We start from the raw sequence: 23,698 nt of genomic DNA on the forward strand, positions 1-23,698 counted from the left end.
GGTATATGCGGCGCTTTGCCGCGCAGCTTTCATGTAAGGCTGCACCCGGCACTTTGACAGTGTATATTCATCCAGTCTTTAGCCGTATACTCCTGCATTATTTACGCCCGCCGTGCGAGGCCATCTTGGACAAGATCCTGATTCGTGGGGCTCGAACCCACAACCTGAAGAACATCGACCTGACCCTGCCACGGGACAAACTGATCGTCATCACCGGCTTGTCCGGGTCCGGCAAGTCGTCCCTGGCGTTTGACACGCTGTACGCCGAAGGCCAGCGCCGCTATGTGGAATCCCTGTCGGCCTATGCCCGGCAGTTCCTGTCGATGATGGAAAAGCCTGACGTCGACACCATCGAAGGCCTGTCGCCAGCAATTTCCATCGAACAGAAATCGACGTCGCATAACCCGCGCTCCACCGTGGGCACCATCACCGAAATCTACGACTACCTGCGCCTGCTGTATGCCCGCGTGGGTATCCCCCGCTGCCCGGACCACGACATTCCGCTGGAAGCCCAGACCGTCAGCCAGATGGTCGACCTGGTGCTGGCCCAGCCGGAAGGCGCCAAGCTGATGCTGCTGGCGCCGGTGATTCGCGAGCGCAAGGGTGAACACCTTTCGGTCTTTGAAGAACTGCGTGCGCAAGGTTTCGTACGCGCCCGGATCAACGGCAAGCTCTATGAGCTGGACGAAGCGCCGAAGCTGGATAAACAGAAGAAGCACTCGATTGATGTAGTGGTCGACCGCTTCAAGGTACGCGCTGACTTGCAGCAGCGCCTGGCGGAGTCTTTCGAGACCGCACTGAAGCTGGCGGACGGCATTGCCCTGGTGGCACCGATGGACGACGAGCCCGGGGAAGAAATCATCTTCTCTGCGCGCTTCGCCTGCCCGATCTGCGGCCATGCCATCAGCGAGCTCGAACCGAAGCTGTTTTCCTTCAACAACCCGGCCGGCGCCTGCCCGACCTGTGATGGCCTTGGAGTTAAGCAATTCTTCGACATCAAGCGCCTGGTTAATGGCGACCTCACGCTGGCGGAAGGCGCGATACGTGGCTGGGACAGGCGTAACGTCTATTACTTCCAGATGTTGGGTTCGCTTGCGTCGCACTACAAGTTCAGCCTGGAAGTGCCGTTCAACGAGCTGACGAGCGAACATCAGAAATTCATCCTGCACGGCAGTGGTTCGCAGAACGTCGACTTCAAATATTTGAACGACCGTGGCGATATCGTCAAACGCTCCCACCCGTTCGAAGGCATCGTGCCGAACCTGGAACGCCGTTACCGCGAGACCGAGTCGGCCAGCGTGCGCGAGGAGCTGGCCAAGTTCCTCAGCACCCAACCCTGCCCGGATTGCCGTGGCACTCGCCTGCGCCGTGAAGCGCGGCACGTGTGGGTTGGCGAGAAGACCTTGCCGGCGGTGACCAACCTGCCGATTGGCGATGCCTGCGAGTACTTTGGCACGCTGAAGTTGACCGGTCGCCGTGGGGAGATTGCCGACAAGATCCTCAAGGAGATTCGTGAGCGGCTGCAATTCCTGGTCAATGTGGGGCTGGACTATCTGTCGCTGGATCGCAGTGCCGATACGCTTTCCGGCGGTGAAGCCCAGCGGATTCGCCTGGCGAGCCAGATTGGTGCCGGCCTGGTGGGCGTGCTGTACATCCTCGATGAGCCTTCGATCGGCTTGCATCAACGGGACAACGACCGACTGTTGGGAACGCTGAAGCACCTGCGGGACATCGGGAATACGGTGATCGTGGTCGAGCACGATGAAGACGCGATTCGCCTGGCCGACTATGTGGTCGACATCGGCCCGGGAGCGGGTGTGCACGGTGGGCATATTGTCGCCGAGGGCACCCCGGCAGAAGTGATGGCGCATCCTGATTCGCTGACCGGCAAATACCTGTCGGGCCGTGTGAAGATCGCCGTGCCGGCCAAACGCACTCCGCGCAACAAGAAGATGGCACTGCACCTCAAGGGCGCGCGTGGCAACAACTTGCGCAATGTCGACCTGGAAATCCCGTTGGGCCTGCTGACTTGCGTGACCGGTGTATCCGGTTCGGGCAAGTCGACGCTGATCAACAACACACTGTTCCCGTTGAGCGCCACCGCGCTGAACGGCGCGACGACTCTGGAAGCCGCCGCTCACGACAGCATCAAGGGGCTGGAGCTCCTGGACAAGGTGGTCGATATCGACCAGAGCCCGATTGGCCGCACGCCGCGGTCCAACCCGGCAACCTACACCGGGCTGTTCACACCCATTCGCGAGCTGTTCGCCGGCGTGCCGGAATCGCGCTCCCGTGGCTACGGGCCTGGCCGGTTCTCGTTCAACGTCAAGGGCGGGCGCTGCGAGGCTTGCCAGGGCGATGGCCTGATCAAGGTGGAGATGCACTTCCTGCCGGACATCTACGTGCCATGCGACGTGTGCAAGAGCAAGCGCTACAACCGCGAAACCCTGGAGATCAAGTACAAGGGCAAGAGCATCCACGAAACCCTTGAGATGACTATCGAGGAAGCCCGGGTATTCTTTGACGCCGTACCGGCCCTGGCGCGCAAGCTGCAGACGCTGATGGATGTTGGCCTGTCGTACATCAAGCTGGGGCAGTCGGCGACTACGCTGTCGGGTGGTGAGGCGCAGCGGGTCAAGCTGTCTCGTGAGCTGTCCAAGCGCGATACCGGCAAGACGCTGTACATCCTCGATGAGCCGACCACAGGCCTGCACTTCGCGGATATCCAGCAACTGCTGGACGTGCTGCATCGCCTGCGTGACCACGGCAACACGGTGGTGGTGATCGAGCACAACCTGGACGTGATCAAGACCGCCGACTGGCTGGTGGACCTGGGGCCGGAAGGCGGCTCCAAAGGTGGGCAGATCATTGCGGTCGGCACACCCGAGCAAGTGTCGGAGATGAAGCAGTCTCACACGGGCTTCTACCTCAAGCCGCTGCTGGCCCGCGATAAGGACTGATCGTTCTGTGCATGAAAAAGCCCCTGTCACTGTGTAAGTGGCAGGGGCTTTTTTGTAGCCGGCGGAATCAGAACTGCGATTGCAGGTAATTCTCCAGGCCAATCAACTTGATCAGGCCCAACTGCTTTTCCAGCCAGTAGGTGTGATCTTCTTCGGTATCATTCAACTGCACCCGCAGGATTTCCCGCGTAACGTAGTCATTGTGCTGCTCGCAGAGCTCGATGCCCTTGCAGAGCGCGGCACGCACCTTGTACTCCAGGCGCAAGTCGCTGGCGAGCATGTCAGGCACCGTGGTGCCGGTGTCCAGGTCGTCGGGACGCATACGTGGCGTGCCTTCGAGCATCAGGATACGGCGCATCAGCGCATCGGCGTGCTGTGCCTCTTCTTCCATTTCGTGGTTGATACGCTCGTAGAGCTCGGTAAAGCCCCAGTCTTCGTACATCCGCGAGTGAATGAAATATTGGTCACGAGCTGCCAGTTCGCCCGTCAGCAACGTGTTGAGGTAATCGATTACGTCGGGGTGACCTTGCATCGCCCTACATCTCCCTGCTTGAAAGTCTGTAGTTTGAACCATGATGACCCGGAGGTCACGGGACCAACGGCAGAAAAGTGAACATTTCCGGTGAAAAGTAGCTGAAATAACGCAAAAACCGCCCAAATGAGGGCGGTTCTGCTTATCGTTTAGAGTTAGTTAAGCGATACACCCAGTGCAGATGCGATCCCTTCTCCATAAGCAGGATCTGCCTTAAAGAAGTATTGCAACTGGCGCTGCACCACATCACTGGAAACACCTGCCATGGCGCCGGCGATGTTGTTGATCAGCAGGGCTTTCTGCTCATCGCTCATCAGGCGGAACAGCGCACCGGCGTGGCTGTAGTAGTCGGTGTCTTCGCGGTGATCATAGCGATCAGCCGCGCCGCTCAGTGCCAATGCCGGTTCAGCGTACTGAGGAGCCTGCTTCGGTGCGTCAGCGTAGCTGTTTGGCTCGTAGTTGGGAGCCGCACCGCCATTAGTGCCGAATGCCATCGAACCGTCACGCTGGTAGCTGTTGACCGGGCTGCGTGGCGCGTTCACCGGCAGGTGCTGGTGGTTGGTGCCTACACGGTAGCGGTGGGCATCAGCGTACGCAAACACACGACCTTGCAGCATGCGGTCTGGCGACAAGCCCACACCTGGAACCATGTTGCTTGGACCGAAAGCCGCCTGCTCAACTTCAGCGAAGTAGTTCATCGGGTTACGGTTCAGTTCCAACTCACCCACTTCAATCAGCGGGAACTCTTTCTGCGACCAAGTCTTGGTCACGTCGAACGGGTTTTCGTAGTGAGCGTTGGCCTGGGCCTCAGTCATGATCTGAATGCACACGCGCCATTTCGGGAAGTCACCGCGCTCAATAGCACCGAACAGATCACGTTGGGCGTAATCAGGGTCGGTACCCGCCAGGCGTGCAGCGTCGGCCGGCGCCAGGTTCTTAATGCCTTGCTTGGTCTTGTAGTGCCACTTAACCCAGTGCCGCTCGCCGCGGGCGTTGATCAGGCTATAGGTGTGGCTGCCGAAGCCGTGCATGTGACGGTAACCGTCCGGGATGCCACGGTCCGAGAACAGAATGGTGACCTGGTGCAGCGCCTCGGGGGAGTGCGACCAGAAGTCCCACATCATCTGCGCACTTTTCAGGTTACTTTGCGGCAGACGCTTTTGCGTGTGGATAAAATCCGGGAACTTGAGCGGGTCACGGATGAAGAACACCGGGGTGTTGTTGCCAACGATATCCCAGTTGCCTTCTTCGGTGTAGAACTTCAACGCGAAACCACGTGGGTCGCGTTCGGTATCAGCCGAACCACGCTCACCGCCCACGGTGGAGAAGCGCAGGAACGTCGGGGTTTGTTTACCCACGGACTCAAACAGCTTGGCGCTGGAGTACTGCGTGATGTCTTTAGTGACGGTAAAGGTACCGAAAGCCCCCGAACCTTTGGCGTGCACGCGACGCTCAGGAATGTTTTCGCGGTTGAAGTGGGCAAGCTTCTCGATCAGGTGGAAATCGTCGAGCAGCAACGGCCCACGCGGGCCGGCAGAACGGGAGTTCTGGTTGTCGGCAACGGGAGCGCCGCTGGCGGTCGTAAGGGTTTTATTCTGGCTCATGCTCAATCTTCCTCAGGTCAGTCATGGAACTGCCGGCTAATCGGCCTGGGGGGAGTATTGACCAGTAAGGTGTCACCATCAAATTCATTAAATCATGAGCTTCAATAGAATTTAACTAACGAACCATCCAAACAGATAGCCATGACAGTTTTATGAGTTGAGACGTGTTTGGCCGGGGTGTTTCCGGTTTTCTAACGCGCACAAAAAACCGGGCACTAGGCCCGGTTCTTCGTTACAGACTGACGTCTTACTCAGCGGATACAGCTTCACCGCCAACTGGACGATCGATCAGCTCAACGTACGCCATAGGCGCGTTGTCACCAGCGCGGAAACCGCACTTGAGGATGCGCAGGTAGCCACCCTCACGGGTAGCGTAACGCTTGCCCAGGTCGTTGAAGAGCTTACCAACGATAGCTTTCGAACGAGTACGGTCGAAAGCCAGACGGCGGTTAGCCAGGCTGTCTGTCTTGGCCAAAGTGATCAGCGGCTCAGCAACGCGACGCAGTTCTTTAGCTTTCGGCAGTGTAGTTTTGATCAGCTCGTGCTCGAACAGCGACACCGCCATGTTCTGGAACATAGCCTTACGGTGCGAGCTGGTACGGCTCAGGTGACGACCACTTTTACGATGACGCATGGTTCATTCCTTACCAAACTCACGTTCGGTGATTACGACGATCAGGCAGTCGCCTTGTCGTCCTTCTTAAGACTTGCAGGCGGCCAGTTGTCGAGGCGCATGCCGAGGGACAGACCGCGGGAGGCCAGAACGTCCTTGATTTCAGTCAAGGATTTCTTGCCTAGGTTCGGAGTCTTCAACAGTTCTACTTCGGTGCGCTGAATCAGATCGCCGATGTAGTAAATGTTTTCCGCCTTAAGGCAGTTAGCCGAACGTACAGTCAGTTCCAGATCGTCAACCGGGCGAAGCAGGATCGGATCGATCTCGTCTTCCTGCTCGATTACCACTGGTTCGCTGTCACCCTTGAGGTCGACGAACGCAGCCAACTGCTGTTGCAGAATGGTTGCAGCGCGGCGGATAGCCTCTTCAGGGTCCAGAGTACCGTTGGTTTCCAGATCAATAACCAGCTTGTCCAGGTTAGTACGCTGTTCGACACGGGCGTTTTCCACCACGTATGCGATACGGCGAACCGGGCTGAACGAAGAGTCAAGCTGCAAGCGACCAATGCTGCGGCTTTCGTCTTCATCGCTCTGACGCGAGTCGGCCGGTTCATAACCACGACCACGAGCTACGGTGAGCTTCATGTTCAGGGCGCCGTTAGACGCCAGGTTAGCGATTACGTGATCGGGATTAACGATCTCGACATCATGATCCAGCTGAATATCGGCAGCGGTAACCACCCCCGAACCCTTCTTCGACAAGGTCAGCGTAACTTCGTCACGGCCGTGCAGCTTGATAGCCAGACCTTTAAGGTTCAACAGGATTTCAATTACGTCTTCCTGTACACCTTCGATGGCGCTGTACTCGTGGAGCACACCGTCAATCTCGGCCTCGACTACTGCACAGCCGGGCATTGAGGACAACAGGATGCGGCGCAGCGCGTTGCCCAGGGTGTGGCCAAAACCACGCTCGAGAGGCTCGAGAGTGATCTTGGCGCGGGTTGGACTGACAACCTGCACATCAATGTGACGGGGTGTCAGGAACTCATTTACCGAAATCTGCATGGATGCACCTATTTTCTAGCCCTTACTTGGAGTAGAGCTCGACAATCAGGCTTTCGTTGATGTCGGCGGACAGATCACTGCGAGCAGGAACGTTCTTGAAAACGCCCGACTTCTTCTCAGTGTCTACTTCTACCCATTCTACGCGGCCACGTTGGGCACACAGATCGAGAGCTTGGACAATGCGAAGTTGATTTTTTGCTTTCTCGCGAATCGCGACCACGTCACCAGCACGAACCTGGTACGACGGGACGTTAACGGTTTGGCCGTTTACGCTGACGGATTTGTGCGATACCAGCTGACGGGATTCGGCACGAGTCGAACCAAAGCCCATACGGTATACAACGTTGTCCAGACGGCATTCGAGCAGTTGCAGCAGGTTTTCACCGGTTGCACCTTTCTTGCCAGCAGCTTCTTTGTAGTAGCCGCTGAACTGACGCTCGAGAACGCCGTAAATACGACGGACCTTCTGCTTTTCACGCAGTTGGGTGCCGTAATCGGACTGGCGACCGCGGCGTTGGCCGTGGATACCAGGTGCTGCTTCAATGTTGCACTTCGATTCGATCGCGCGCACGCCGCTCTTCAGAAAGAGATCGGTGCCTTCACGACGAGCGAGTTTGCATTTTGGACCAATGTAACGAGCCATTCTTTACAATCTCCTGGATTACACGCGGCGCTTCTTCGGCGGACGGCACCCGTTGTGCGGGATTGGCGTCACGTCGGTGATGCTGGCGATCTTATAGCCACAGCCGTTCAAAGCACGGACAGCAGACTCACGACCTGGACCTGGACCTTTGACGTTGACGTCGAGGTTTTTCAGGCCATATTCCAGCGCAGCTTGACCAGCACGTTCAGCAGCTACTTGAGCAGCAAACGGGGTGGACTTGCGAGAACCGCGGAAACCCGAACCACCGGAGGTAGCCCAAGAAAGCGCGTTACCTTGACGGTCGGTGATGGTCACGATTGTGTTGTTAAAAGATGCATGGATGTGGGCGATGCCATCAACCACTGTCTTTTTAACTTTTTTACGAGGACGAGCAGCAGGTTTTGCCATGATTAATTTCCTGTCGATTCGCGTGGGCGATTACTTGCGGATCGGCTTACGCGGACCTTTACGGGTACGCGCGTTAGTCTTGGTACGCTGACCGCGTACTGGAAGACCACGACGATGACGCAGACCACGGTAGCAACCGAGGTCCATCAAACGCTTGATTTTCATGTTGATTTCGCGACGCAGGTCACCTTCAGTGGTGAACTTCGCCACTTCGCCACGCAACAGCTCAATCTGCTCGTCGCTCAGATCTTTGATCTTTGCGGCTGGGTTTACCCCAGTGTCTGCGCAAATTTTCTGCGCAGTAGTGCGACCAACACCATAGATGTAGGTCAGCGAGATAACAGTGTGCTTGTTATCTGGAATGTTAACGCCTGCAATACGGGCCATTCAGTGGGACTCCAATTGACAGCTACCTACGCCCCGGAAGCCAAGAAATAGGGCGCGAGATAATATCGCTGTAATAACAAATAATCAACCCGGCAGCGCACTAGCTGCCGGGCTTCAAGCGGATCACACTCAGCCTTGGCGCTGTTTGTGACGCGGTTCCGCGCTGCAAATTACTCGAACAACACCTTCGCGGCGAATAATTTTGCAGTTACGGCACAGCTTTTTCACCGATGCACGAACTTTCATCACCAACTCCTCGAACCTTATGGGTACTCAGCGCAACATGCCGCTGCCGTAACCCTTCAGGTTGGCTTTCTTCATCAGGGATTCGTACTGGTGCGAAACGAGGTGCGATTGTACTTGGGACATGAAGTCCATCACAACCACGACGACGATCAGCAACGAGGTCCCGCCAAGGTAGAACGGAACGTTTGCTGCAACCACCAGGAACTGGGGCAACAGGCACACGGCCGTCATATATAGAGCACCGAACATGGTCAAGCGAGTCAGAACGCCATCAATGTAGCGCGCAGACTGCTCACCTGGACGGATACCCGGAATAAAGGCACCGGACTTCTTCAGGTTTTCCGCTACGTCTTTCGGATTGAACATCAACGCCGTATAGAAGAAGCAGAAGAAAATAATCCCTGCACTAAACAGCAGAATATTCAACGGCTGACCAGGAGCGATCGACTGCGAGATGTCCTGCAACCAGCCCATACCTTCAGACTGACCGAACCAGGCACCCAACGAAGCCGGAAACAGCAAAATGCTGCTCGCGAAAATGGCAGGAATAACCCCGGCCATGTTCACTTTCAGCGGCAAGTGGCTGGTCTGCGCAGCAAAGACCTTGCGGCCCTGCTGACGCTTGGCGTAGTGAACAGCAATACGACGCTGGCCACGCTCAATGAACACCACAAAACCGATAATCGCTACTGCCAACAAACCGATGGCAACCAGGGCGAAGATATTGATATCACCCTGACGTGCAGACTCGAAAGACTGCCCAATCGCTCTCGGAAGACCGGCAACGATACCTGCGAAAATCAACATCGAGATACCGTTACCAACACCACGCTCAGTAATCTGCTCACCCAGCCACATCATGAACATCGCACCAGCCACAAACGTGGATACCGCGACGAAATGGAAGCCAAAGTCACCAGTGAACGCAACACCCTGCCCGGCCAGGCCAACGGACATGCCGATAGCTTGAACCAGGGCGAGGATGACAGTGCCGTAGCGGGTGTACTGGCTTATCTTGCGACGGCCAGCTTCACCTTCCTTCTTCAACTGCTCCAACTGCGGGCTGACGGCGGTCATCAGTTGCATGATGATCGATGCCGAGATATACGGCATGATCCCCAGTGCAAAGATGCTCATCCGTTCCAGCGCGCCGCCGGAAAACATGTTGAACAAGCTAAGAATGGTCCCCTCATTCTGTCGAAACAGGTCTGCGAGTCGGTCCGGGTTGATACCTGGAACCGGGATGTGTGCGCCTATTCGGTAGACGATAATCGCCAGGAACAGAAAACGCAGACGAGCCCAAAGTTCAGACATACCGCCTTTGCCGAGCGCTGAGAGAGCACCTTGCTTAGCCATTTATTCCTCGAACTTGCCGCCAGCTGCTTCGATAGCCGAACGCGCACCTTTGGTGGCGCCGATTCCCTTGCCGATAGTGACAGCGCGAGTCACTTCACCGGACAGCATGATTTTCACACGCTGTACGTTGACGTTGATCACGTTGGCATCTTTCAGGGTCTGCACGGTAACGATGTCGCCTTCCACTTTGGCCAGCTCGGACAGACGCACTTCTGCGCGGTCCATGGCTTTCAGGGAAACGAAACCGAACTTCGGCAGGCGACGATGCAGCGGCTGTTGACCGCCTTCAAAGCCTGGAGCGATGGTGCCACCGGAGCGGGAAGACTGACCTTTGTGGCCACGGCCACCGGTCTTGCCCAAACCACTACCGATACCACGGCCCGGACGATGCTTTTCGCGACGGGAACCCGGCGCTGGACTCAGATCATTGAGTTTCATCGATTAACCCTCGACACGCAGCATGTAGTAAGCCTTGTTGATCATCCCGCGATTCTCGGGAGTATCAAGTACTTCTACAGTGTGACCGATGCGACGCAGACCCAAACCCTTAACGCACAATTTGTGGTTAGGGATGCGGCCGGTCATGCTTTTGATCAGCGTTACTTTAACGGTAGCCATGATCAGAAGATCTCCTTGACGCTTTTGCCACGCTTGGCGGCAATGGATTCAGGAGACTGCATAGCCTTCAAACCTTTGAAAGTGGCGTGAACCACGTTTACCGGGTTAGTCGAGCCGTAGCACTTGGCCAGAACGTTCTGAACGCCAGCAACTTCGAGGACAGCACGCATAGCGCCGCCAGCGATGATACCGGTACCTTCAGAAGCAGGCTGCATGTACACCTTCGAAGCGCCGTGAGCGGACTTCATTGCGTACTGCAGCGTGGTGCCGTTCAGATCAACTTGGATCATGTTGCGACGAGCAGCTTCCATTGCCTTCTGGATCGCGGCAGGCACTTCACGTGACTTGCCACGGCCGAAGCCAACGCGCCCTTTACCATCACCAACCACGGTCAACGCGGTGAAAGTGAAGATACGGCCGCCTTTAACGGTTTTGGCTACGCGGTTAACTTGAACCAGCTTCTCAATGTAGCCTTCGTCGCGCTTTTGGTCGTTATTTGACATAACTTAGAACTCCAGCCCAGCTTCACGAGCAGCATCAGCCAGCGCTTTCACGCGGCCGTGGTACTTGAAGCCAGAGCGGTCGAAAGCCACTTGCGAGACGCCAGCGGCCTTAGCACGCGTAGCGACCAGCTGGCCAACCTTTGTGGCCGCGTCGATGTTGCCAGTGGCACCATCACGCAGTTCTTTATCCAAAGTCGAGGCGCTTGCCAGGACTTTGTTGCCGTCGGCCGAGATGACCTGGGCGTAGATGTGCTGCGACGAGCGGAACACGCAGAGACGCACGACTTCGAGTTCGTGCATTTTCAGGCGTGCTTTGCGAGCGCGACGCAGTCGAGTAACTTTTTTGTCGGTCATTTGCTATGCCCTACTTCTTCTTGGCTTCTTTACGACGGACGACTTCGTCCGCGTAGCGCACACCTTTGCCTTTGTACGGCTCTGGTGGACGGAAGTCGCGGATCTCAGCGGCCACCTGACCTACCAGCTGCTTATCAATACCCTTGATCAGGATATCGGTTTGGCTTGGGGTCTCAGCGGTGATGCCTTCCGGCAGTTCGTAATCCACTGGGTGCGAGAAGCCAAGGGCCAGGTTCAGAACCGTGCCTTTTGCTTGCGCTTTGTAACCAACACCGACCAGCTGGAGCTTACGCTCGAAGCCTTGGCTTACGCCTTGGACCATGTTGTTTACCAACGCACGAGTGGTACCGGCCATTGCGCGAGTTTGTTGATCGCCATTGCGAGCAGCGAAACGCAGCTCACCAGCTTCTTCAACGATCTCAACGGACGAATGGATGTTCAGTTCCAGAGTGCCCTTGGCACCCTTCACCGAAAGCTGTTGGCCTGCGAATTTTACTTCGACACCGGCTGGCAGCTTAACGGGGTTCTTAGCGACGCGTGACATGCTTATCCCCCCTTAGAACACAGTGCAAAGAACTTCGCCGCCGACACCGGCAGCGCGCGCAGCACGATCCGTCATCACACCTTTGTTGGTGGAGACGATAGACACACCGAGACCGCCACGAACTTTTGGCAGATCATCGACGGACTTGTACTGACGCAGGCCTGGACGGCTAACGCGCTTCACTTCTTCGATGACCGGACGGCCTTCGAAGTACTTCAGCTCGATGGACAGCAGTGGTTTGATTTCGCTGCTGATCTGATAACCCGCAATGTAGCCTTCGTCTTTCAGGACTTTGGCAACAGCTACCTTCAACGTGGAAGATGGCATGCTTACGACGGACTTTTCAGCCATCTGGGCATTACGGATACGAGTTAGCATGTCCGCTAACGGGTCCTGCATACTCATGGCTAGACGCTCCTAATACAAAAAAATTAGCCTTGCGGCCATTACGTGTCGCCGAGAATCTCCGAGCACAAAACACACGGGCTCAGGCGAGCCGCGTATTTTAGACACACTCCGGAAATGAAACAAGCCCCAAAAGGGGCTTGTTCCAGATTCTAGGCCACCGGCGGTCAGTATCTTGCGATCCTGGCCACCGCGACTTCGAAAGTACTTACCAGCTGGCTTTAACCAGACCTGGTACGTCACCACGCATTGCCGCTTCACGCAGTTTGTTACGGCCGAGGCCGAACTTGCGGTAAACGCCGTGTGGACGACCGGTCAGGCGGCAGCGGTTACGCATGCGCGAAGCGCTTGCGTCACGTGGCTGCTTCTGCAGAGCAACTGTCGCTTCCCAACGTGCTTCTGGACTTGCGTTCAGATCAACGATGATTGCTTTCAGTGCTGCACGCTTCTTGGCGTACTTGGCAACCGTGAGCTGACGTTTCAGCTCGCGGTTTTTCATGCTCATCTTGGCCATGGTCCTACTCCAATCAGTTGCGGAACGGGAATTTGAACGCACGCAGCAGAGCGCGGCCTTCATCATCGTTCTTGGCAGTGGTGGTCAGGGTGATGTCCAGACCGCGGAGAGCATCGATCTTGTCGTAGTCGATTTCCGGGAAGATGATCTGCTCTTTAACGCCCATGCTGTAGTTACCACGACCATCGAAGGACTTGGCATTCAGGCCGCGGAAGTCGCGGACCCGAGGCAGGGAGATCGACAGCAGACGATCCAGGAATTCGTACATACGCTCACGGCGCAGAGTCACTTTGACGCCGATCGGCCAACCTTCACGGACTTTAAAGCCAGCGATGGATTTCCGAGCGTAAGTCACAACGACTTTTTGACCGGTGATCTTTTCCAGGTCGGCAACAGCGTGCTCGATGACTTTTTTGTCACCGACTGCTTCGCCCAGACCCATGTTCAGGGTGATTTTTGTAACGCGTGGAACTTCCATCACGTTCGAAAGCTTAAGTTCTTCCTTAAGCTTCGGTGCGATTTCCTTCCAGTAAATCTCTTTTAGTCGTGCCATGGTCTTCTACCTAGCAGTGTTCAAGCATCAACCGCTTTTTGGGTCGACTTGAAGACACGAATTTTCTTGCCGTCTTCTACTTTGAAACCAACGCGATCAGCCTTGTTGGTTTCGCCGTTGAAAATGGCGACGTTAGAAGCGTCCAGTGGAGCTTCTTTTTCGACGATACCGCCTTGTACGCCCGACATCGGGTTAGGCTTGGTATGACGCTTAACCAGGTTCAGACCACCGATAACCAGACGGTTATTGGCGAGAACCTTAAGCACCTTACCGCGCTTACCTTTGTCTTTGCCGGCGATCACGATGATCTCGTCGTCACGACGAATCTTTTGCATGTCGGATCTCCTTACAGCACTTCTGGGGCGAGCGAGACGATCTTCATGAACTTCTCAGTACGAAGTTCACGGGTCACTGGCCCAAAGATACGGGTGCCGATCGGCTCTTGCTTGTTGTTCAGAAGAACAGCAGCGTTGCCATCAAAGCGGATAATGGAGCCATCAGCACGACGTACGCCGTGACGAGTGCGGACTACAACAGCAGTCATCACTTGGCCTTTTTTCACTTTACCGCGAGGAATTGCTTCCTTCACGGTAACTTTGATGATGTCACCGATACCAGCGTAACGACGATGGGAGCCACCCAGCACCTTGATGCACATAACGCGGCGTGCGCCGCTGTTATCGGCCACATCGAGCATGGATTGAGTCTGAATCATATAATTTCTCCGACCCCTAGTCCTTAGACTTCCACAGCGCGTTCGAGAACATCAACCAGTGCCCAAGACTTGGTCTTGGCCAGCGGACGAGTTTCACGAATAGTGACTTTGTCGCCGATGTGGCACTGATTGGTTTCGTCGTGCGCGTGCAGCTTAGTCGAACGCTTAACGTATTTACCGTAGATCGGGTGCTTTACGCGACGCTCGATCAGAACGGTGATGGTCTTGTCCATTTTGTCGCTGACAACACGGCCAGTCAGCGTACGGACGGTTTTTTCGGCTTCAGCCATGATTACTTACCTGCCTGCTGTTTGAGCACAGTCTTCACGCGAGCGATGTCACGCTTAACTTGCCGGAGCAGGTGAGACTGCCCCAACTGGCCAGTTGCTTTCTGCATACGCAGATTGAACTGGTCGCGCAGCAGGCCGAGCAGTTGCTCGTTAAGCTGCGGCGCGTCTTTTTCACGAAGTTCATTCGCTTTCATCACATCACCGTCCGTTTAACAAAGGCGGTGGCGAGCGGCAGCTTTGCAGCAGCCAGGGCAAAAGCCTCACGCGCCAGCTCTTCAGTTACACCCTCGATTTCATACAGGACTTTACCTGGCTGAATCTGGGCAACCCAGTACTCCACACTACCCTTACCTTTACCCATACGAACTTCGAGGGGCTTTTTGGAAATAGGCTTGTCCGGGAATACACGGATCCAGATCTTGCCGCCACGTTTAACGTGACGGGTCAGTGCACGACGCGCTGACTCGATCTGACGAGCGGTGAGACGACCACGAGCTACAGACTTCAGCGCATATTCGCCGAAGCTGACTTTGCTACCGCGCTGAGCCAGACCACGGTTGTGGCCTGTCATCTGCTTGCGGAACTTCGTACGCTTTGGTTGCAACATTTGGCGTACCCCTTACTTAGCAGCTTTTTTACGAGGCGCTGGTGCTTGTGGTTTCAGTTCTTCTTGGCGACCACCAATTACTTCGCCTTTGAAGATCCAAACCTTTACACCGATCACACCGTAAGTGGTGTGAGCTTCGTAGTTGGCATAGTCGATGTCGGCACGCAGGGTGTGCAGTGGCACACGACCTTCGCGATACCATTCAGTACGTGCGATTTCAGCACCGCCGAGACGACCGCTCACTTGGATTTTGATGCCTTTGGCACCAATGCGCATGGCGTTCTGTACGGCGCGCTTCATAGCGCGACGGAACATTACGCGACGCTCCAGCTGCTGAGCTACGCTCTGCGCAACCAGCATACCGTCGAGCTCCGGCTTGCGGATCTCTTCGATATTGATGTGCACAGGCACACCCATTTGCTTGGTCAGGTCCTGACGCAGTTTCTCAACATCTTCACCTTTCTTCCCGATAACGATACCTGGACGAGCGGTGTGGATGGTGATACGTGCAGTTTGAGCAGGACGATGGATATCGATACGGCTCACGGACGCGCTTTTTAGTTTGTCTTGGAGATACTCACGCACCTTCAGATCAGCGAACAAGTAGTCCGCATAAGTCCGACCGTCTGCGTACCAGACGGAGGTGTGCTCCTTGACGATTCCCAGGCGAATGCCAATGGGATGTACTTTCTGACCCATCTCTTCGACTCCGTTACTTGTCAGCAACCTTGACAGTGATATGGCAAGACCGCTTGACGATGCGATCAGCTCGGCCTTTGGCACGAGGCATGATGCGCTTCAGCGAACGCCCTTCGTTGACGAAAACGGTGCTGACCTTAAGGTCATCAACGTCTGCGCCTTCGTTATGCTCGGCGTTGGCTACGGCCGACTCCAGCACTTTCTTGATGATCTCGGCGGCTTTCTTACTGCTGAAAGCCAACAGGTTGAGCGCTTCGCCCACCTTCTTCCCGCGGATCTGGTCGGCGACCAAGCGGGCTTTCTGGGCGGAGATTCGAGCGCCCGACAACTTAGCGGCTACTTCCATCGTTCCTTACCCCTTAACGCTTGGCTTTCTTGTCTGCCACGTGCCCACGATATGTGCGGGTACCGGCAAACTCGCCTAGTTTGTGGCCGACCATGTCTTCGTTCACGAGAACTGGAACATGTAGGCGACCGTTATGCACTGCAATGGTCAAGCCGACCATTTGTGGCAGGATCATCGAACGACGCGACCAGGTTTTCACCGGTTTGCGATCGTTCTTTTCCGCCGCCACTTCGATCTTCTTCAGTAGGTGAAGATCAATAAAAGGACCTTTTTTCAGAGAACGTGGCACTGTCGTATCCCTCTATTTACTTGCGACGACGGACGATCATTTTGTCGGTACGCTTATTACCACGAGTCTTCGCGCCCTTAGTCGGGAAGCCCCATGGCGATACCGGATGACGACCACCAGAGGTACGACCTTCACCACCACCGTGTGGGTGGTCAACCGGGTTCATGGCAACACCACGAACGGTTGGGCGAACGCCACGCCAGCGTTTGGCACCAGCTTTACCCAGCGAACGCAGGCTGTGCTCGGAGTTCGAGACTTCGCCCAGGGTCGCACGGCACTCAGCCAGTACTTTACGCATTTCACCAGAGCGCAGACGCAGGGTCACATAGACACCTTCACGAGCGATCAACTGAGCCGAAGCACCAGCCGAACGAGCGATTTGCGCGCCTTTACCCGGCTTCAATTCGATGCCGTGTACGGTGCTACCAACTGGAATGTTGCGCAGTTGCAGAGCGTTGCCCGGCTTGATCGGTGCCAAGGCACCTGCGATCAGCTGGTCACCAGCACTCACGCCTTTAGGGGCGATGATGTAGCGACGCTCGCCATCTGCGTACAGCAGCAGAGCGATGTGAGCAGTACGGTTTGGATCGTATTCGATACGCTCGACAGTGGCAGTGATGCCATCTTTGTCGTTGCGACGGAAGTCGACCAGACGATAATGCTGCTTATGGCCACCACCGATGTGACGAGTGGTAATGCGACCATTGTTGTTACGACCACCAGTCTTCGATTTCTTCTCGAGCAGCGGTGCGTGAGGAGCGCCTTTATGCAGCTCCTGGTTGACCACCTTGACCACAAAACGGCGGCCAGGGGAAGTCGGTTTGCATTTAACGATTGCCATGATGCACCCCTTCCTTACTCAGCACTGCTGCTGAAATCGAGATCTTGGCCTGGCTGAAGGGAGATAACTGCCTTCTTCCAGTCATTACGCTTGCCCAGACCGCGAGCAGTGCGCTTGCTCTTACCCAGAACATTCAGGGTAGTAACACGCTCTACTTTCACGCTGAACAGGCTTTCGACGGCCTTCTTGATTTCCAGCTTGGTTGCGTCAGTTGCAACCTTGAAAACGAACTGGCCTTTCTTGTCAGCCAGAACCGTAGCCTTTTCGGAAACGTGCGGGCCAAGCAGAACTTTAAATACGCGTTCCTGGTTCATCCCAGCAGCTCCTCGAATTTCTTCACGGCCGACACGGTGATCAACACCTTGTCGTATGCGATCAGACTAACTGGATCGGAACCTTGCACGTCACGTACATCGACGTGTGGCAGGTTGCGAGCAGCCAGGTACAGATTCTGATCAACAGCTTCGGACACGATCAGGACGTCAGTCAGGCCCATGCCGTTCAGCTTGTTCAGCAGATCTTTGGTTTTCGGCGCTTCAACAGCGAAGTCCTGAACCACGACCAGACGATCAGTACGCACGAGTTCAGCAAGGATGGAGCGCAGTGCTGCGCGATACATCTTCTTGTTGAGCTTCTGGGTGTGATCCTGTGGACGTGCTGCGAAAGTGGTACCGCCGCCACGCCAGATTGGGCTACGGATAGTACCGGCACGAGCGCGGCCAGTACCTTTCTGACGCCAAGGGCGCTTACCGCCACCACGAACGTCGGAACGGGTCTTTTGCTGCTTGCTACCTTGACGGCCGCCGGCCATGTAGGCCACGACTGCTTGGTGAACCAGCGTCTCGTTGAATTCGCCGCCAAATGTCAGTTCGGAAACTTCGATCGCTTGAGCGTCATTTACATTTAATTGCATGTCAGCTTCCCCTTAACCGCGAGCCTTGGCCGCTGGACGTACAACCAGGTTGCCGCCAGTAGCGCCAGGAACAGCACCCTTGACCAACAACAGATTGCGTTCAGCGTCGACGCGCACTACTTCGAGGGACTGCACGGTCACGCGCTCAGCGCCCATATGACCGGACATTTTTTTGCCCTTGAATACACGACCAGGAGTCTGGCACTGGCCAATAGAGCCCGGGACGCGGTGGGAAACGGAGTTACCGTGAGTGTTGTCTTGGCCACGGAAATTCCAACGCTTGATCGTACCCTGGAAGCCTTTACCCTTGGACTGACCGGTTACATCAACCAGTTGACCAGCGGCGAAGATTTCAGCGTTGATCAGATCGCCAGCCTGGTAGTCGCCGTCTTCGAGACGGAACTCCATGACAGTACGACCAGCTGCAACGTTTGCTTTAGCGAAGTGACCTGCTTGAGCAGCAGTCACACGCGAAGCACGACGCTCGCCGACAGTGACTTGCACTGCACGATAGCCATCGGTTTCTTCAGTTTTAAACTGGGTGACGCGATTCGGTTCGATCTCAATGACCGTGACCGGAATGGAGACACCTTCTTCGGTGAAAATACGGGTCATACCGCATTTACGACCGACTACACCAATAGTCATGTTGTAAACCTCATGAGTGTACGGGGCTTTCACCCGCTATGGCCGCCCATTTCAGAGCGTTACACGACTAAGACCCAAGTCTTAGCCGAGGCTGATCTGTACTTCCACACCGGCCGCCAGATCAAGCTTCATAAGTGCATCAACGGTTTTATCCGTTGGCAGGACGATGTCCAGCACGCGCTTATGAGTACGGATCTCGTACTGGTCACGCGCGTCTTTGTTGACGTGCGGGGAGACCAGAACGGTGAACCGTTCTTTACGGGTAGGCAGTGGAATTGGACCACGCACTTGAGCACCAGTACGTTTCGCGGTTTCCACGATTTCCTGGGTGGATTGGTCGATCAGTTTGTGGTCAAAAGCCTTCAACCTGATACGAATTTGCTGATTTGCCATTGGATTTCAGACTCCGGCTGCTATTCCCAGCGAGCGCAACACGCCCGTTAAAAGGAGGCGCAATTCTATAGACGCCCCATATGGGTGTCAACTCAATAAAAAAGCCCCCGCTAAGCGGGGCTTTTTCAAGTCATCACTTATTAAGCGATGATTTTGGCTACGACGCCAGCGCCGACGGTACGACCGCCTTCACGGATAGCGAAACGCAGACCATCTTCCATTGCGATGGTTTTGATCAGGGTGACAACCATTTTGATGTTGTCGCCTGGCATTACCATTTCAACGCCTTCCGGCAGTTCGCAGTTACCGGTCACGTCAGTGGTCCGGAAGTAGAACTGTGGACGGTAGCCTTTGAAGAACGGAGTGTGACGACCGCCTTCTTCTTTGCTCAACACGTACACTTCAGCTTCGAAGGTAGTGTGCGGCTTAACCGAACCTGGCTTGACCAGAACCTGGCCACGCTCAACGTCGTCACGCTTGGTACCACGCAGCAGAACGCCGCAGTTCTCGCCTGCACGACCTTCGTCGAGCAGTTTACGGAACATTTCAACACCGGTGCAGGTGGTGACAGTAGTGTCACGCAGACCAACGATTTCCAGTGGATCTTGAACCTTAACGATACCGCGCTCGATACGGCCAGTCACAACAGTACCGCGACCAGAGATCGAGAATACGTCTTCGATTGGCATCAGGAACGGCTTGTCGATCACACGAACTGGGTCTGGGATGTAGCTGTCCAGAGTCTCAACCAGTTTCCGTACGGAAGTGGTGCCCATTTCGTTGTCGTCTTTGCCTTCCAGAGCCATACGAGCAGAACCGATGATGATCGGAGTGTCGTCGCCTGGGAAGTCGTAAGTGCTCAGCAGATCGCGCACTTCCATCTCAACCAGTTCCAGCAGTTCAGCGTCGTCTACCAGGTCAGCCTTGTTCAGGTAAACCACGATGTACGGAACGCCAACCTGACGGGACAGCAGGATGTGCTCACGGGTTTGTGGCATCGGACCATCAGCGGCCGAACAAACCAGGATCGCGCCGTCCATCTGGGCAGCACCGGTGATCATGTTCTTCACATAGTCAGCGTGACCTGGGCAGTCAACGTGAGCGTAGTGACGGATCAGCGAGTTGTACTCAACGTGAGCGGTGTTGATGGTGATACCACGAGCTTTTTCTTCTGGCGCGCTGTCGATCTTGTCGAAGTCAACGATAGCCGAACCGAAAATTTCGGAGCAAACACGAGTCAGAGCAGCAGTCAGCGTAGTTTTACCGTGGTCGACGTGACCGATGGTGCCAACGTTGACGTGCGGTAGGGAACGATCAAATTTTTCTTTAGCCACGACAATTAACTCCTTGCCTAAAGGACTGAATCAGCCTTGTTTTTTGGATACAGTTTCAGCGATGTGCGCCGGAGCTGTGTTGTATTTTTTGAATTCCATAGAGTAGCTTGCGCGACCCTGAGACATGGAACGAACGTCGGTCGCATAACCGAACATCTCGCCCAACGGAACCTCGGCACGAATCACTTTGCCGGAAACCGTATCTTCCATACCCAAGATCATGCCGCGACGACGGTTAAGGTCGCCCATCACGTCACCCATGTAGTCTTCAGGCGTAACGACTTCTACTGCCATGATTGGCTCAAGCAACTCACCACCGCCCTTCTGGGCCAGTTGCTTGGTAGCCATGGAAGCAGCCACCTTAAACGCCATCTCGTTGGAGTCGACGTCGTGGTAAGAACCGTCAAAAACGGTCGCCTTCAGGCCGATGAGCGGATAGCCGGCAACAACACCGTTCTTCATCTGCTCTTCGATACCCTTCTGGATAGCCGGGATGTATTCCTTAGGAACAACACCGCCCACTACTTCGTTCACGAATTGCAGACCTTCCTGACCTTCATCAGCAGGAGCAAAACGGATCCAGCAATGACCAAACTGGCCACGACCGCCGGATTGACGAACGAATTTGCCTTCGATTTCGCAGTTCTTCGTGATGCGCTCACGATAGGAAACCTGAGGCTTACCGATGTTGGCTTCGACGTTGAACTCACGGCGCATCCGGTCAACCAGGATGTCCAGGTGAAGCTCGCCCATGCCGGAGATGATCGTTTGACCAGTCTCTTCATCAGTCTTGACGCGGAAAGATGGATCTTCCTGAGCAAGTTTGCCCAGAGCGATACCCATTTTTTCCTGGTCATCCTTGGTCTTAGGCTCAACGGCAACCGAAATAACCGGCTCCGGGAAGTCCATGCGAACCAGGATGATTGGCTTGTCAGCGTTGCACAAGGTTTCACCAGTGGTGACGTCCTTCATGCCGATCAAGGCCGCGATGTCGCCAGCGCGTACTTCCTTGATCTCTTCGCGGGCGTTTGCGTGCATTTGCACCATACGACCCACGCGCTCTTTCTTGCCTTTGACCGAGTTGATCACGCCGTCGCCGGAGTTCAACACGCCCGAGTAAACGCGGACGAAGGTCAAGGTACCCACGAATGGGTCAGTGGCAATTTTAAATGCCAGAGCGGAGAACGGTTCTGCGTCGTCTGCATGACGCTCCAGCTCGATAGTCTCGTCATCCGGGTCAGTACCCTTGATGGCAGGAATATCCACTGGTGCCGGCAGGTAGTCGATCACAGCATCGAGAACCAGGGGAACACCCTTGTTCTTGAACGAGGAACCGCAAACAGCCAAGACGATCTCACCAGCGATAGTACGCTGACGCAGAGCAGCCTTGATTTCCACGTTGGTGAGTTCTTCACCTTCGAGGTACTTGTTCATCAGCTCTTCGTTGGCTTCGGCCGCAGCTTCAACCATGTTGTTGCGCCACTCGTCAGCCAATTCCTGCAGTTCAGCAGGGATAGGCTTGCGAACAGGAACCATACCTTTGTCAGCGTCGTTCCAGTAAACAGCTTCCATGGTTACCAGATCGATCTGGCCCTGGAAGTTGTCTTCGGAACCGATAGCCAACTGGATTGGTACCGGGGTGTGACCCAAACGCTGCTTGATCTGACCGATCACGCGCAGGAAGTTCGCACCAGCACGGTCCATCTTGTTGACGTAAACAAGACGTGGAACGCCGTATTTGTTGGCTTGACGCCATACGGTTTCCGACTGAGGCTCAACACCTGAGGTACCGCAGAACACAACGACAGCGCCGTCGAGTACGCGCAGGGAACGTTCAACTTCAATGGTGAAGTCTACGTGGCCCGGGGTATCGATTACGTTGAAGCGGTGCTCATCCTTGTACTGCTTCTCGGAACCTTTCCAGAAGGCGGTAATAGCAGCAGAAGTAATGGTAATACCACGCTCCTGCTCCTGAACCATCCAGTCTGTGGTCGCGGCGCCGTCATGCACCTCGCCCATCTTGTGACTTTTGCCGGTGTAAAAAAGGACGCGCTCGGTGGTGGTGGTTTTACCAGCATCCACGTGAGCGACGATACCGATGTTACGGTAGCGACTAATCGGAGTAGTACGAGCCATAAAGCCCTCGCAAAATTAGTGAAGCTAGAATTAGAAGCGGTAGTGCGAGAAAGCTTTGTTAGCTTCAGCCATACGGTGCACGTCTTCACGCTTCTTAACAGCAGCACCTTTACCTTCAGCAGCGTCCAACAGTTCGCCAGCCAAACGCAGGGCCATAGACTTCTCGCCGCGCTTACGGGCGAAGTCTACCAACCAGCGCATTGCCAAAGCGTTACGACGGGACGGGCGAACTTCAACCGGAACCTGGTAAGTAGCACCGCCTACACGGCGCGACTTCACTTCGACCAGCGGAGCGATGGCGTCGAGAGCTTTCTCGAAGATTTCCAGGGGGTCGCTGTTCTTGCGTTCTTTAACCTTTTCCAGCGCGCCATAAACGATACGCTCGGCAACGGCTTTCTTGCCGCTTTCCATCACGTGGTTCATGAACTTGGCCAGGATTTGGCTTCCGTATTTTGGATCGTCAAGCACTTCGCGCTTGGCTGCTACGCGTCTTCTTGGCATGGATAAGCCCTCAAACGGTCTTCAGGTTCGCTCGGAATTAGTGCCCTTTCGGGACGCCTCCGACCTTACTCTTATCGACTCAGAAAATAAGATGATTCAGTTTTACAAAAAGCCGCTACTACTTAGGCTTCTTGGTACCGTACTTCGAACGACCCTGGTTACGACCTTTAACGCCGGAAGTATCCAAGGAGCCGCGTACGGTGTGGTAACGAACACCTGGCAAGTCTTTTACACGACCGCCGCGGATCAGTACCACGCTGTGTTCTTGCAGGTTGTGGCCTTCACCGCCGATGTACGAGGAAACCTCGAAACCATTGGTCAGGCGCACACGGCATACTTTACGCAGTGCCGAGTTAGGTTTTTTCGGCGTAGTGGTATACACGCGAGTGCATACGCCACGACGTTGCGGGCAGTTCTGCAGCGCAGGCACGTCGGATTTCTCGACGATACGCTTACGCGGCTGACGTACCAGCTGGTTGATAGTTGCCATCTACTAGCTCCACTGTTGTCTTGCGACGCTATTGTCTTGCAAGAAAAGCAAAATGGCAGGAACGAATTCCCGCCAAATTTAGGGGTACAAGAGTCTAAAGAGGATCTTGTCCCCAGTCAAGGCAAGGCCCCGACCTCCCCCTCCATCGAACCGGGACAATTCTGTCTCGATCCGACGAACGGGGCTGCCAGG

General features: G+C 55.3%; 35 protein-coding genes. 1 reads left to right on the plus strand and 34 read right to left on the minus strand.

Features of this window, described 5'->3' with window-relative positions:
* Positions 1–125: 125 nt before the first annotated feature.
* Positions 126–2,960, plus strand: coding sequence for an excinuclease ABC subunit UvrA (gene uvrA / locus RGV33_RS29140; RefSeq protein WP_322147795.1), 2,835 nt, complete (start codon positions 126–128; stop codon positions 2,958–2,960).
* A 67-nt stretch (positions 2,961–3,027) separates the two neighbouring features.
* Here uvrA and bfr read toward each other — a convergent pair whose 3' ends face one another.
* The 34 genes from bfr to rpsL form a co-directional block, all read right to left on the minus strand.
* Entirely contained in the window at positions 3,028–3,492 is a 465-nt protein-coding gene (bfr, locus tag RGV33_RS29145) for a bacterioferritin (protein WP_177082985.1), read from the minus strand.
* 155 nt (positions 3,493–3,647) lie between these two features.
* Complete coding sequence (locus RGV33_RS29150) at positions 3,648–5,096, minus strand: catalase (RefSeq protein ID WP_322147796.1); 1,449 nt, start codon at positions 5,094–5,096, stop codon at positions 3,648–3,650.
* A gap of 247 nt (positions 5,097–5,343) precedes the next feature.
* Positions 5,344–5,730: a 50S ribosomal protein L17 gene (gene rplQ, locus RGV33_RS29155; protein ID WP_003210053.1), complete on the minus strand. Its 387-nt coding sequence runs from the start codon at positions 5,728–5,730 to the stop codon at positions 5,344–5,346.
* 41 nt (positions 5,731–5,771) lie between these two features.
* Positions 5,772–6,773 carry a DNA-directed RNA polymerase subunit alpha gene (locus RGV33_RS29160; RefSeq protein ID WP_003176403.1) on the minus strand — a complete coding sequence of 334 codons (1,002 nt, stop codon included), beginning with the start codon at positions 6,771–6,773 and terminating at the stop codon, positions 5,772–5,774.
* A 22-nt stretch (positions 6,774–6,795) separates the two neighbouring features.
* A complete protein-coding gene (gene rpsD / locus RGV33_RS29165; protein ID WP_003210056.1) occupies positions 6,796–7,416 on the minus strand; it encodes a 30S ribosomal protein S4 in 621 nt (206 codons plus the stop codon).
* Positions 7,417–7,434: 18 nt separating this feature from the next.
* The gene (rpsK, locus tag RGV33_RS29170) at positions 7,435–7,824 is read right to left on the minus strand and encodes a 30S ribosomal protein S11 (protein ID WP_002555466.1); all 390 of its coding nucleotides are present in this window, start codon (positions 7,822–7,824) and stop codon (positions 7,435–7,437) included.
* A gap of 30 nt (positions 7,825–7,854) precedes the next feature.
* Positions 7,855–8,211 carry a 30S ribosomal protein S13 gene (rpsM, locus tag RGV33_RS29175; protein ID WP_003210063.1) on the minus strand — a complete coding sequence of 119 codons (357 nt, stop codon included), beginning with the start codon at positions 8,209–8,211 and terminating at the stop codon, positions 7,855–7,857.
* Between the two features lie 129 nt (positions 8,212–8,340).
* On the minus strand, positions 8,341–8,457 hold the full coding sequence (gene rpmJ / locus RGV33_RS29180) for a 50S ribosomal protein L36 (protein ID WP_002555468.1): 117 nt from the start codon (positions 8,455–8,457) through the stop codon (positions 8,341–8,343).
* 27 nt (positions 8,458–8,484) lie between these two features.
* Positions 8,485–9,813 carry a preprotein translocase subunit SecY gene (gene secY, locus RGV33_RS29185; RefSeq protein WP_003210064.1) on the minus strand — a complete coding sequence of 443 codons (1,329 nt, stop codon included), beginning with the start codon at positions 9,811–9,813 and terminating at the stop codon, positions 8,485–8,487.
* Positions 9,814–10,251, minus strand: coding sequence for a 50S ribosomal protein L15 (gene rplO / locus RGV33_RS29190; protein WP_003210066.1), 438 nt, complete (start codon positions 10,249–10,251; stop codon positions 9,814–9,816). It abuts the gene before it with no gap.
* A 3-nt stretch (positions 10,252–10,254) separates the two neighbouring features.
* Positions 10,255–10,431 carry a 50S ribosomal protein L30 gene (rpmD, locus tag RGV33_RS29195; protein WP_003186033.1) on the minus strand — a complete coding sequence of 59 codons (177 nt, stop codon included), beginning with the start codon at positions 10,429–10,431 and terminating at the stop codon, positions 10,255–10,257.
* A 2-nt stretch (positions 10,432–10,433) separates the two neighbouring features.
* Positions 10,434–10,934 carry a 30S ribosomal protein S5 gene (rpsE, locus tag RGV33_RS29200; RefSeq protein WP_003186035.1) on the minus strand — a complete coding sequence of 167 codons (501 nt, stop codon included), beginning with the start codon at positions 10,932–10,934 and terminating at the stop codon, positions 10,434–10,436.
* A gap of 3 nt (positions 10,935–10,937) precedes the next feature.
* On the minus strand, positions 10,938–11,288 hold the full coding sequence (rplR, locus tag RGV33_RS29205) for a 50S ribosomal protein L18 (RefSeq protein WP_003186037.1): 351 nt from the start codon (positions 11,286–11,288) through the stop codon (positions 10,938–10,940).
* Positions 11,289–11,298: 10 nt separating this feature from the next.
* The gene (gene rplF, locus RGV33_RS29210; RefSeq protein WP_003176412.1) at positions 11,299–11,832 is read right to left on the minus strand and encodes a 50S ribosomal protein L6; all 534 of its coding nucleotides are present in this window, start codon (positions 11,830–11,832) and stop codon (positions 11,299–11,301) included.
* Positions 11,833–11,844: 12 nt separating this feature from the next.
* Positions 11,845–12,237, minus strand: a complete 393-nt coding sequence (rpsH, locus tag RGV33_RS29215; protein ID WP_003186040.1) for a 30S ribosomal protein S8 — start codon at positions 12,235–12,237, stop codon at positions 11,845–11,847.
* 208 nt (positions 12,238–12,445) lie between these two features.
* A complete protein-coding gene (rpsN, locus tag RGV33_RS29220; protein WP_003176414.1) occupies positions 12,446–12,751 on the minus strand; it encodes a 30S ribosomal protein S14 in 306 nt (101 codons plus the stop codon).
* A gap of 13 nt (positions 12,752–12,764) precedes the next feature.
* Positions 12,765–13,304 (minus strand): 50S ribosomal protein L5, encoded by a 540-nt coding sequence (rplE, locus tag RGV33_RS29225; RefSeq protein WP_003176415.1) that lies wholly within the window; start codon positions 13,302–13,304, stop codon positions 12,765–12,767.
* A 20-nt stretch (positions 13,305–13,324) separates the two neighbouring features.
* On the minus strand, positions 13,325–13,639 hold the full coding sequence (gene rplX / locus RGV33_RS29230) for a 50S ribosomal protein L24 (RefSeq protein ID WP_003176416.1): 315 nt from the start codon (positions 13,637–13,639) through the stop codon (positions 13,325–13,327).
* Between the two features lie 11 nt (positions 13,640–13,650).
* Positions 13,651–14,019, minus strand: a complete 369-nt coding sequence (gene rplN, locus RGV33_RS29235) for a 50S ribosomal protein L14 (protein ID WP_002555479.1) — start codon at positions 14,017–14,019, stop codon at positions 13,651–13,653.
* Positions 14,020–14,042: 23 nt separating this feature from the next.
* Positions 14,043–14,309 (minus strand): 30S ribosomal protein S17, encoded by a 267-nt coding sequence (gene rpsQ / locus RGV33_RS29240; protein ID WP_003176419.1) that lies wholly within the window; start codon positions 14,307–14,309, stop codon positions 14,043–14,045.
* A gap of 2 nt (positions 14,310–14,311) precedes the next feature.
* A complete protein-coding gene (gene rpmC, locus RGV33_RS29245) occupies positions 14,312–14,503 on the minus strand; it encodes a 50S ribosomal protein L29 (protein ID WP_008030901.1) in 192 nt (63 codons plus the stop codon).
* Complete coding sequence (gene rplP, locus RGV33_RS29250; RefSeq protein ID WP_045057467.1) at positions 14,503–14,916, minus strand: 50S ribosomal protein L16; 414 nt, start codon at positions 14,914–14,916, stop codon at positions 14,503–14,505. Before rplP ends, rpmC begins: the two co-directional genes overlap by 1 nt.
* A 12-nt stretch (positions 14,917–14,928) precedes the next feature.
* Entirely contained in the window at positions 14,929–15,615 is a 687-nt protein-coding gene (rpsC, locus tag RGV33_RS29255; protein ID WP_003176422.1) for a 30S ribosomal protein S3, read from the minus strand.
* Positions 15,616–15,628: 13 nt separating this feature from the next.
* Complete coding sequence (rplV, locus tag RGV33_RS29260) at positions 15,629–15,961, minus strand: 50S ribosomal protein L22 (protein WP_003210077.1); 333 nt, start codon at positions 15,959–15,961, stop codon at positions 15,629–15,631.
* A 13-nt stretch (positions 15,962–15,974) separates the two neighbouring features.
* On the minus strand, positions 15,975–16,250 hold the full coding sequence (gene rpsS, locus RGV33_RS29265) for a 30S ribosomal protein S19 (protein ID WP_003232420.1): 276 nt from the start codon (positions 16,248–16,250) through the stop codon (positions 15,975–15,977).
* 16 nt (positions 16,251–16,266) lie between these two features.
* The gene (rplB, locus tag RGV33_RS29270) at positions 16,267–17,091 is read right to left on the minus strand and encodes a 50S ribosomal protein L2 (RefSeq protein WP_032884535.1); all 825 of its coding nucleotides are present in this window, start codon (positions 17,089–17,091) and stop codon (positions 16,267–16,269) included.
* 14 nt (positions 17,092–17,105) lie between these two features.
* Positions 17,106–17,405, minus strand: coding sequence for a 50S ribosomal protein L23 (gene rplW / locus RGV33_RS29275; RefSeq protein ID WP_002555488.1), 300 nt, complete (start codon positions 17,403–17,405; stop codon positions 17,106–17,108).
* Positions 17,402–18,004 carry a 50S ribosomal protein L4 gene (gene rplD, locus RGV33_RS29280; RefSeq protein ID WP_003210082.1) on the minus strand — a complete coding sequence of 201 codons (603 nt, stop codon included), beginning with the start codon at positions 18,002–18,004 and terminating at the stop codon, positions 17,402–17,404. Before rplD ends, rplW begins: the two co-directional genes overlap by 4 nt.
* Before the next feature lie 12 nt (positions 18,005–18,016).
* Positions 18,017–18,652 carry a 50S ribosomal protein L3 gene (rplC, locus tag RGV33_RS29285; protein WP_003194649.1) on the minus strand — a complete coding sequence of 212 codons (636 nt, stop codon included), beginning with the start codon at positions 18,650–18,652 and terminating at the stop codon, positions 18,017–18,019.
* An 81-nt stretch (positions 18,653–18,733) separates the two neighbouring features.
* Entirely contained in the window at positions 18,734–19,045 is a 312-nt protein-coding gene (gene rpsJ / locus RGV33_RS29290; RefSeq protein ID WP_003210084.1) for a 30S ribosomal protein S10, read from the minus strand.
* Positions 19,046–19,185: 140 nt separating this feature from the next.
* A complete protein-coding gene (gene tuf, locus RGV33_RS29295) occupies positions 19,186–20,379 on the minus strand; it encodes an elongation factor Tu (protein WP_048724879.1) in 1,194 nt (397 codons plus the stop codon).
* Positions 20,380–20,409: 30 nt separating this feature from the next.
* The gene (fusA, locus tag RGV33_RS29300; protein WP_322147855.1) at positions 20,410–22,515 is read right to left on the minus strand and encodes an elongation factor G; all 2,106 of its coding nucleotides are present in this window, start codon (positions 22,513–22,515) and stop codon (positions 20,410–20,412) included.
* Between the two features lie 30 nt (positions 22,516–22,545).
* Positions 22,546–23,016 carry a 30S ribosomal protein S7 gene (gene rpsG / locus RGV33_RS29305; protein WP_002555493.1) on the minus strand — a complete coding sequence of 157 codons (471 nt, stop codon included), beginning with the start codon at positions 23,014–23,016 and terminating at the stop codon, positions 22,546–22,548.
* Positions 23,017–23,134: 118 nt separating this feature from the next.
* Positions 23,135–23,506, minus strand: coding sequence for a 30S ribosomal protein S12 (gene rpsL / locus RGV33_RS29310; protein WP_002555494.1), 372 nt, complete (start codon positions 23,504–23,506; stop codon positions 23,135–23,137).
* Positions 23,507–23,698: the final 192 nt, after the last annotated feature.

This window comes from Pseudomonas sp. Bout1 (assembly GCF_034314165.1).
Taxonomy (GTDB): domain Bacteria; phylum Pseudomonadota; class Gammaproteobacteria; order Pseudomonadales; family Pseudomonadaceae; genus Aquipseudomonas.

Excerpts from the sequence above, each read along its gene's own strand:
- bfr (WP_177082985.1), bottom strand. The coding sequence starts at position 3,492 with ATGCAAGGTCACCCCGACGTAATCGATTACCTCAACACGTTGCTGACG.
- RGV33_RS29160 (WP_003176403.1), bottom strand. The coding sequence starts at position 6,773 with ATGCAGATTTCGGTAAATGAGTTCCTGACACCCCGTCACATTGATGTG.
- rplO (WP_003210066.1), bottom strand. The coding sequence starts at position 10,251 with ATGAAACTCAATGATCTGAGTCCAGCGCCGGGTTCCCGTCGCGAAAAG.
- rpsM (WP_003210063.1), bottom strand. The coding sequence starts at position 8,211 with ATGGCCCGTATTGCAGGCGTTAACATTCCAGATAACAAGCACACTGTT.
- rplB (WP_032884535.1), bottom strand. The coding sequence starts at position 17,091 with ATGGCAATCGTTAAATGCAAACCGACTTCCCCTGGCCGCCGTTTTGTG.
- rplQ (WP_003210053.1), bottom strand. The coding sequence starts at position 5,730 with ATGCGTCATCGTAAAAGTGGTCGTCACCTGAGCCGTACCAGCTCGCAC.
- rpsE (WP_003186035.1), bottom strand. The coding sequence starts at position 10,934 with ATGTCAAATAACGACCAAAAGCGCGACGAAGGCTACATTGAGAAGCTG.
- rpmD (WP_003186033.1), bottom strand. The coding sequence starts at position 10,431 with ATGGCTACCGTTAAAGTAACGCTGATCAAAAGCATGACCGGCCGCATC.
- rplP (WP_045057467.1), bottom strand. The coding sequence starts at position 14,916 with ATGTTGCAACCAAAGCGTACGAAGTTCCGCAAGCAGATGACAGGCCAC.
- rplN (WP_002555479.1), bottom strand. The coding sequence starts at position 14,019 with ATGATTCAGACTCAATCCATGCTCGATGTGGCCGATAACAGCGGCGCA.
- rpsN (WP_003176414.1), bottom strand. The coding sequence starts at position 12,751 with ATGGCCAAGATGAGCATGAAAAACCGCGAGCTGAAACGTCAGCTCACG.
- rplE (WP_003176415.1), bottom strand. The coding sequence starts at position 13,304 with ATGGCACGACTAAAAGAGATTTACTGGAAGGAAATCGCACCGAAGCTT.
- RGV33_RS29150 (WP_322147796.1), bottom strand. The coding sequence starts at position 5,096 with ATGAGCCAGAATAAAACCCTTACGACCGCCAGCGGCGCTCCCGTTGCC.
- rpmC (WP_008030901.1), bottom strand. The coding sequence starts at position 14,503 with ATGAAAGCGAATGAACTTCGTGAAAAAGACGCGCCGCAGCTTAACGAG.
- rpsD (WP_003210056.1), bottom strand. The coding sequence starts at position 7,416 with ATGGCTCGTTACATTGGTCCAAAATGCAAACTCGCTCGTCGTGAAGGC.
- rplW (WP_002555488.1), bottom strand. The coding sequence starts at position 17,405 with ATGAACCAGGAACGCGTATTTAAAGTTCTGCTTGGCCCGCACGTTTCC.
- secY (WP_003210064.1), bottom strand. The coding sequence starts at position 9,813 with ATGGCTAAGCAAGGTGCTCTCTCAGCGCTCGGCAAAGGCGGTATGTCT.
- rpsL (WP_002555494.1), bottom strand. The coding sequence starts at position 23,506 with ATGGCAACTATCAACCAGCTGGTACGTCAGCCGCGTAAGCGTATCGTC.
- rplF (WP_003176412.1), bottom strand. The coding sequence starts at position 11,832 with ATGTCACGCGTCGCTAAGAACCCCGTTAAGCTGCCAGCCGGTGTCGAA.
- rpsC (WP_003176422.1), bottom strand. The coding sequence starts at position 15,615 with ATGGGTCAGAAAGTACATCCCATTGGCATTCGCCTGGGAATCGTCAAG.
- rplC (WP_003194649.1), bottom strand. The coding sequence starts at position 18,652 with ATGACTATTGGTGTAGTCGGTCGTAAATGCGGTATGACCCGTATTTTC.
- fusA (WP_322147855.1), bottom strand. The coding sequence starts at position 22,515 with ATGGCTCGTACTACTCCGATTAGTCGCTACCGTAACATCGGTATCGTC.
- rplX (WP_003176416.1), bottom strand. The coding sequence starts at position 13,639 with ATGCAAAAGATTCGTCGTGACGACGAGATCATCGTGATCGCCGGCAAA.
- rplR (WP_003186037.1), bottom strand. The coding sequence starts at position 11,288 with ATGACCGACAAAAAAGTTACTCGACTGCGTCGCGCTCGCAAAGCACGC.
- rpsG (WP_002555493.1), bottom strand. The coding sequence starts at position 23,016 with ATGCCAAGAAGACGCGTAGCAGCCAAGCGCGAAGTGCTTGACGATCCA.
- rplD (WP_003210082.1), bottom strand. The coding sequence starts at position 18,004 with ATGCAATTAAATGTAAATGACGCTCAAGCGATCGAAGTTTCCGAACTG.
- rpmJ (WP_002555468.1), bottom strand. The coding sequence starts at position 8,457 with ATGAAAGTTCGTGCATCGGTGAAAAAGCTGTGCCGTAACTGCAAAATT.
- rpsJ (WP_003210084.1), bottom strand. The coding sequence starts at position 19,045 with ATGGCAAATCAGCAAATTCGTATCAGGTTGAAGGCTTTTGACCACAAA.
- rplV (WP_003210077.1), bottom strand. The coding sequence starts at position 15,961 with ATGGAAGTAGCCGCTAAGTTGTCGGGCGCTCGAATCTCCGCCCAGAAA.
- rpsH (WP_003186040.1), bottom strand. The coding sequence starts at position 12,237 with ATGAGTATGCAGGACCCGTTAGCGGACATGCTAACTCGTATCCGTAAT.
- rpsK (WP_002555466.1), bottom strand. The coding sequence starts at position 7,824 with ATGGCAAAACCTGCTGCTCGTCCTCGTAAAAAAGTTAAAAAGACAGTG.
- rpsQ (WP_003176419.1), bottom strand. The coding sequence starts at position 14,309 with ATGGCTGAAGCCGAAAAAACCGTCCGTACGCTGACTGGCCGTGTTGTC.